The following is a 6,766-nucleotide window of genomic DNA, read 5'->3' as shown; positions in this document are numbered from 1 at the left end:
CCCATCTTCTCTTGGTCGGCCTTTGTCTTTGGCTCGACCGCGATCTCGATCACCGGCTCTGGGAAGGTCATTGTTTCAAGAACAACAGGGTCCTTCTCGGAACACAGCGTGTCACCGGTGGTCGTGTCTTTCAGACCACCCAGCGCGATGATGTCACCGGCGAATGCTTCGTCGATTTCTTCGCGGTTGATGGCGTGCATCATCATCATCCGGCCCACGCGCTCTTTCTTCCCTTTGGTCGAGTTGAGCATCGCGTCGCCCTTCTTGAGCTGACCCGAATAGATGCGGGTAAAGGTCAAGGAGCCCACGAACGGGTCGTTCATGATTTTGAAGGCAAGGCCAGAGAACGCCATATCATCATCCGCACGGCGCGGGATGTTACGGGTTTCTGTTTCGTCACCGGGGCGGAAGCCCATGTAGTCGACAACGTCCAACGGGCTGGGAAGATAATCGATCACTGCGTTGAGCAAAGGCTGAACACCTTTGTTCTTGAACGCCGAGCCGGCCAGCACAGGCACGAATTTCATCGCCAGCGTCCCCTTGCGGATCAGCTTGCGCAGCGTGTCGACATCAGGCTCTTCCCCTTCGAGGTAAGCCATCATCGCATCGTCATCCATGTCGACGGCAAGCTCGATCAGTTTGCCGCGCCATTCCAGAGCCAACTCGTTCAAGCTGTCACGGATCGGCTGGCGCACCCATGAGGCACCAAGATCTTCGCCCTGATAGACCCATTCTTCCATGGTCACGAGGTCGATGATGCCTTCAAGTTCTGTCTCTGCACCGATTGGCAGTTGGATCGGAGCGGGAACCGCACCTGTCCGGTCTGCAATCATGTTCACGCAGTTGAAGAAGTCAGCGCCAATCTTGTCCATTTTGTTCACGAACACGATACGCGGCACTTTGTAGCGGTCAGCCTGACGCCATACGGTTTCGGTCTGTGGTTCGACACCAGCGTTCGCATCAAGCAGACAGATCGCGCCGTCAAGCACAGCCAAAGAGCGTTCGACTTCGATTGTGAAGTCAACGTGGCCGGGAGTGTCGATGATGTTCATGCGGATCTTGGTGTCCGATGTGCCATCTGCGGTTGGTTCTTCCTGACGCTGCCAGAATGTTGTGGTCGCAGCAGAGGTGATCGTGATGCCACGTTCCTGCTCTTGCTCCATCCAGTCCATTGTCGCCGCACCATCGTGCACTTCGCCGATGTTGTGGGACTTGCCGGTGTAATACAGGATCCGCTCGGTGCAGGTGGTTTTACCTGCATCGATATGCGCCATGATCCCGAAGTTCCGGTATCTGTTCAGGGGATATTCGCGTGCCATGTGGTGCTTTCCCTCTTACCAGCGGTAGTGGCTGAACGCTTTGTTCGCGTCGGCCATCTTGTGAGTGTCTTCACGCTTCTTGACGGCTGTGCCGCGGCCGTTGACCGCATCCATCAGCTCGCCTGCAAGGCGCTCTTCCATTGTGTTTTCGTTGCGCTTTTTCGCTGCAGCAATCAGCCAGCGGATGGCCAGCGCTTCGCGGCGCTCTGGGCGTACTTCGACGGGCACCTGATAGGTCGCACCACCGACGCGGCGCGAACGCACTTCGACGGATGGTTTGATATTGTCCAGGCACTCGTGGAAGACTTCCACGGGAGATTTCTTCAGCTTGCCTTCAACGCGATCGAATGCGTTGTAGACGATGCGTTCGGCGACGGCTTTTTTGCCATCAACCATGAGGTTGTTCATGAACTTTGTCAGAACGATATCGCCAAACTTTGCGTCTGGCAGAACTTCGCGTTTTTCAGCGGCGTGACGACGTGACATCTTTGATTTCCCTTACTTAGGACGCTTCGCGCCGTACTTCGAACGACGTTGCTTACGGTTCTTGACACCTTGCGTATCAAGTACACCGCGCAGAATGTGGTAACGGACACCTGGAAGGTCTTTTACACGGCCGCCACGGATCAGAACCACAGAGTGTTCCTGAAGGTTGTGGCTTTCACCTGGGATGTAAGAGATGACCTCAAAGCCGTTTGTCAGGCGCACTTTGGCAACCTTACGCATAGCCGAGTTCGGCTTCTTTGGTGTCGTTGTATAAACGCGTGTACAAACACCGCGTTTTTGTGGGCATCCCTCCATGTGGAGCGACTTGGATCGTGTGACTTTTGGCTGGCGCGGCTTGCGGATCAGCTGCTGAATCGTTGGCATCGTTTGATGTTCCCATCTATTCACATGTGCGCCCGGCAACGCGAAGGTTTCAAAAAGCGCGATCCACTTCGGAAAGCACAAAAATTCCGCAGTCGAACCCTTACCGGAGGTTCGGTGCGGTGAGCTCCAGAGGAACAAAGCTATAGTCGCTCGGTTCTTGGCCACTACGTGGTTTGATATCGGGACACGAGGAAAGCCCTCAACCCGGATGAGCGGCGTATAGGGGGAGTCTCTGGGCCTGTCAACAGGGGCAAAGGACCCAAGCCACCCGTTTGCAGAATGCAGGCACGCAGGCATGAAAGAGCCCGTCGCCTATGTCTGATATCCCATAGCAGCGGGCCTTTATTGCATAGCGGGGCGCGGCGACTGCATCACCATCACATGACGCACCCTGTCACGATGGAGACACAAGATGATACGTATCACCACCAGCCTGATCACACTCGCAGCCCTTGTCGCTTGTGTGGCACCGAATGAACCGACTGTATCCGAAAATGATGTTGACCGGGCCTTTGCCGAGGCCTCGGCGATCAGCAATCTACCGCAGACAAGCGCGTTCAATCTGCCAACGGGTGCTGTCACCTATACGGGGCAATTGGGGGCAAATGTACGAGGCGACGCCAACGGCAGCATCTTGGGCGACATGTCAATGAACGTGGGCTTTGCCAGCAACACGATCGATGGCAGCATTTCCAACATCAACCTGATTGATGCGAACGGGACACCGAACCAGCGCTTTGACGGAAGGTTGCAGATTGATGGAGTCGAAAGCAGCGGCAGCCTTGATGCATTTGCGTTCGGACAGATCACCGGTGTGGATAATGACAACGTCGAAGTCAGCTCGGACGTGCTTTTGACGCTTGATGGCAATGTCTATGACAACTTCCGCCGGGGGGATGCGGTCTTTGGGTCTGCGACAGGGGATGCGGTCGGCGATTTCAATATGGACATTGAAGGCGTATTTTTTGGGACCGCCGACTAACTATCTGATCCGGTCCGGGATCGCTGGTTGCCGGATCTTCAACTGGGTTTCACGGTAAAGCGTAAACAGACCCGTCGCGACCACGACAACGGCCCCGATGACGGCAAGGAGGTTCGGCCATTCCCCAAAGACTATAATGCCCAGAATGACTGCGATCAAAAGGCTTGCATATCGAAACGGCGCGACAAAGGCGATTTCGCCAACGCGCATAGCGCTGACAGACGCGATATAGCCGCAGATCAGGAAGCCTGTCGCACCTGTCAGTTGGAGTGCCGAGGTGGTTGAAAAGGGCTGCCACTCGATAAACAGGGACCCGATGGCGCCAAGACTGGTCACACCGACCGCCGCAACAAGCGCCACAAAGACCGAAGGCACCTTGTGCGACATGCGACGCACTGCAACATCTCGCAACGTAACGCAGCCGACCGCTGCAAGGGCATAGAAGCTATAGCTGCTGAAATCCGCGCCGCCCGGCTGGATAATCAAAAGAACCCCGGCAAAACCAACGCAGATCGCGGTCAACCTGCGCCACCCCAACGCTTCACCAAGGAATAGGGCAGCGGCGAGGCTGACTGCAAGCGGTAGCGCCTGCAGGATCGCACTGACATTCGCGATAGGCATATGGAAGAGAGCGGTAAGGAAGAAATAAGTCCCGCCCACTTCGCCGATCGTCCGAATGAACACCAAGCCCCAGTCACGCGCGGGAAGATCAAACCGCAACTGGCCCAGCAACCGACACATGATCGTCAGACAAACGACCGCGCCGATTCCACGGAAAAAGATCGCCTGGAACAAAGGCAGTTCATCCGCCAACGACTTCATGAATGCGTCGTTGAACGTAAAGGCGCACATCGCGCCTATCATCAGAAGCGCACCGCGAAGATTGTCGGACATCAAAGCCATGGAAGGGACGTATCAGGGCCGCGCAACTGCCGCCAGTGGCTACATCAGAAAGGGGCTTTTCTGGCCAGTATGAAGAGTCGCTGCCTATCGCAAGACATGGACCGCGCATTTTGCATGGCGGACGACCTGTGCTGCGGTCGATCCAAGCAAGTAGTCCTGCATACCGGGTCTGTGGCTGGCGATCACGATCAAATCGACATCGTTGTGATCGGCATGGTTCAGGATCGTCCGCGAGGCGTGACCCTGTGCAACAACAGCCGACGCATTATCGACACCCGCGGTCAGTGCTTTCAAGCCTGCGGCCACCTCTGCCCTCGCGGCCTCCAGATGGCCTTCGGGAAGATATTGTGTCGCGTAGCCCGGGAGTTGCTCGAGAACGTGCAGGCACGTGATTACTCCGCCCTCGGCGCGCAAAGCTTTGGCGATCTCCAGCGCACCTTCTGCGTTGCGATCGGTTTCGAATGAGACAGGAACGAGGATTTTCTTATACATGAGATGCTTCCTTTCGTTTCAGGCATCATAGCATCCTGATCCCAGACTGCATTGATCTGGGTCACGAAAGGAAAGGCCAAAACGAAAAAGGCCCCCGCTCTGCGAGGGCCTCTTTTTGTCTTGCGGAAAACGACCTAGTCGTTGTCACCCTCTGGCGTGTCCACGACGAAATCATCGCTAAACACATTCGCGTCAGACGAGGCCCCTGCCATTTGCATCGGAGCCGCCAAACGGGCCGCTTCCTCAGCTTCTTCACGGCGCGCTTCGATCACAACATTGTCGCGATCAGCGGCCACGCGGCGGACCTGCTGTGTTGCACCACCTGTCCCGGCGGGGATCAGACGGCCAACAATCACGTTCTCTTTGAGACCGATCAGCTTGTCGCGCTTGCCCTGAACAGATGCTTCTGTCAGCACACGCGTGGTTTCCTGGAACGATGCCGCCGAGATGAACGAACGGGTCTGCAACGACGCTTTGGTGATACCCAACAAGATCGGCTCGCCAGTTGCTGGGCGATCGCCCCGCTTCAGCGCCTTTTCATTGGCTTCATCAAACTCGGCCTTGTCGACGGTTTCGCCTTTCAGCAGAACCGTGTCACCGCTGTCCTGAATCTCCCACTTCTGGAGCATCTGGCGTACGATAACTTCGATATGCTTGTCGTTGATCTTCACACCCTGCAGGCGATACACGTCCTGCACTTCGTCGATCATGTAGTCAGCCAAGGCTTCGACACCCATAACCGCAAGAATATCGTGCGGGGCTGGATTGCCGTCCATGATGTAGTCGCCCTTCTGGACAAAGTCACCTTCCACGACAGGGATGTGCTTGCCTTTGGGCACCATGTATTCGACGCGGATGTCCGCATCGTCAGCGGACTCGATCGCGATCCGACGCTTGTTCTTGTAGTCCTTGCCAAAGCGCACGTAGCCATCGATTTCGGCGATGATTGCGTGATCCTTTGGACGACGGGCTTCGAACAATTCCGCCACCCGTGGCAGACCACCGGTGATGTCCTTGGTCTTGGCGCCTTCACGCGGGATACGCGCAATCACATCACCCGCCTTGACGTCCTGACCGTCTTCAACCGACAGAACCGCGTCAACAGACATGCCATAGGAGACAGGGTTGCCGTCATCCTTAAGGACAACTTCGCCATCAGCGCCGACAACGATGATCTTTGGTGCAAGCTCGTTGCCTTTTGGTGCAGCGCGCCAATCCGAAACGATCCGCTGGGTCATCCCCGTCGCATCATCGGTTTCTTCGCGCACGGCGATACCGTTGACCAGATCGACGTAACGCGCCGTACCTGATTTTTCAGCGATGATCGGCAGGGTATATGGATCCCACTCGAACATCTTATCGCCACGCAGAATATCTGCGCCGTCTTTGACAAAGACCTTGGAACCATAGCCGACCTTGTGGCTGGCCAATTCAGCACCATCGGCATCGGTGATCGACAGGGTCATGTTCCGACCCATGACAACCATCTCGCCGGCAGCATTCTCAAGCAGCGTTTCATTGTCGAACCGGACTTTGCCAGGCTGAGAAGCCTCTTGGAAGGACTGCTGTCCACCCTGCGCAACACCGCCGATGTGGAAAGTCCGCATCGTCAGCTGCGTACCGGGTTCACCGATCGACTGGGCCGCAATGATACCGACAGCTTCGCCAATGTTGACGCGGGTACCGCGTGCGAGGTCACGACCATAGCACATTGCACAAACGCCATCTTCGGCTTCACAGGTCAGCGGGCTGCGGATGCGCATCTTGGCAACGCCAGCCACGTCGATCATATCGGCCTTGCGCTCGTCGATCAGCTCGCCTGCTTCGACGATCACTTCGTCAGTGCCGGGCTTGAGCACGTCATCGGCAGAAACGCGACCAAGGACGCGTTCGGCCAAGGACGATACAACCTCGCCGTCGTTCACAGCCGCTTCGGCTGTGATCGCACGATCCGTACCGCAATCGACCTCGCGGACAATACAGTCTTGGGCAACGTCCACCAGACGACGTGTCAGGTAACCCGAGTTCGCTGTCTTCAACGCCGTATCCGACAGACCCTTACGGGCACCGTGGGTCGAGTTGAAGTACTCAAGAACAGTCAGACCTTCCTTAAAGTTCGAGATGATCGGCGTCTCGATGATCTCACCGTTCGGCTTGGCCATCAGGCCGCGCATACCGCCCAACTGCTTCATCTGCGTGA

General features: G+C 56.4%; 6 protein-coding genes and 1 pseudogene. 1 reads left to right on the top strand and 6 read right to left on the bottom strand.

Annotated features, from left to right (window positions below; all coding sequences use genetic code 11):
• The 3 genes from NWQ23_RS02240 to rpsL form a co-directional block, all read right to left on the bottom strand.
• A partial coding sequence (locus tag NWQ23_RS02240; protein WP_306164609.1) for a translation factor GTPase family protein occupies positions 1–1,319 on the bottom strand: 1,319 nt, incomplete at its 3' end.
• Between the two features lie 15 nt (positions 1,320–1,334).
• On the bottom strand, positions 1,335–1,805 hold the full coding sequence (gene rpsG, locus NWQ23_RS02235) for a 30S ribosomal protein S7 (protein ID WP_306164608.1): 471 nt from the start codon (positions 1,803–1,805) through the stop codon (positions 1,335–1,337).
• A 12-nt stretch (positions 1,806–1,817) separates the two neighbouring features.
• A complete protein-coding gene (gene rpsL / locus NWQ23_RS02230) occupies positions 1,818–2,189 on the bottom strand; it encodes a 30S ribosomal protein S12 (protein WP_306164607.1) in 372 nt (123 codons plus the stop codon).
• A gap of 412 nt (positions 2,190–2,601) precedes the next feature.
• On the opposite strand from rpsL, the gene NWQ23_RS02225 reads away from it, so the two are divergent.
• Positions 2,602–3,171: a hypothetical protein gene (locus NWQ23_RS02225; protein ID WP_306164606.1), complete on the top strand. Its 570-nt coding sequence runs from the start codon at positions 2,602–2,604 to the stop codon at positions 3,169–3,171.
• Here the strand turns inward: NWQ23_RS02225 and NWQ23_RS02220 are convergent, their stop codons facing one another.
• The 3 genes and pseudogenes from NWQ23_RS02220 to NWQ23_RS02210 form a co-directional block, all read right to left on the bottom strand.
• Positions 3,172–4,074 carry a DMT family transporter gene (locus NWQ23_RS02220; RefSeq protein WP_306164605.1) on the bottom strand — a complete coding sequence of 301 codons (903 nt, stop codon included), beginning with the start codon at positions 4,072–4,074 and terminating at the stop codon, positions 3,172–3,174. It abuts the gene before it with no gap.
• A gap of 84 nt (positions 4,075–4,158) precedes the next feature.
• Entirely contained in the window at positions 4,159–4,566 is a 408-nt protein-coding gene (locus NWQ23_RS02215; protein ID WP_306164604.1) for a universal stress protein, read from the bottom strand.
• A 134-nt stretch (positions 4,567–4,700) separates the two neighbouring features.
• Positions 4,701–6,766: pseudogene (locus NWQ23_RS02210) on the bottom strand (DNA-directed RNA polymerase subunit beta'); the annotation flags it as partial.

Origin of the sequence: Yoonia sp. (assembly GCF_030731595.1) — a bacterium.
Taxonomy (GTDB): Bacteria; Pseudomonadota; Alphaproteobacteria; order Rhodobacterales; family Rhodobacteraceae; genus Yoonia.
The sequence above is the reverse complement of the archived record's forward strand: the minus strand, read 5'-3'. Positions and strand labels throughout refer to the sequence as shown.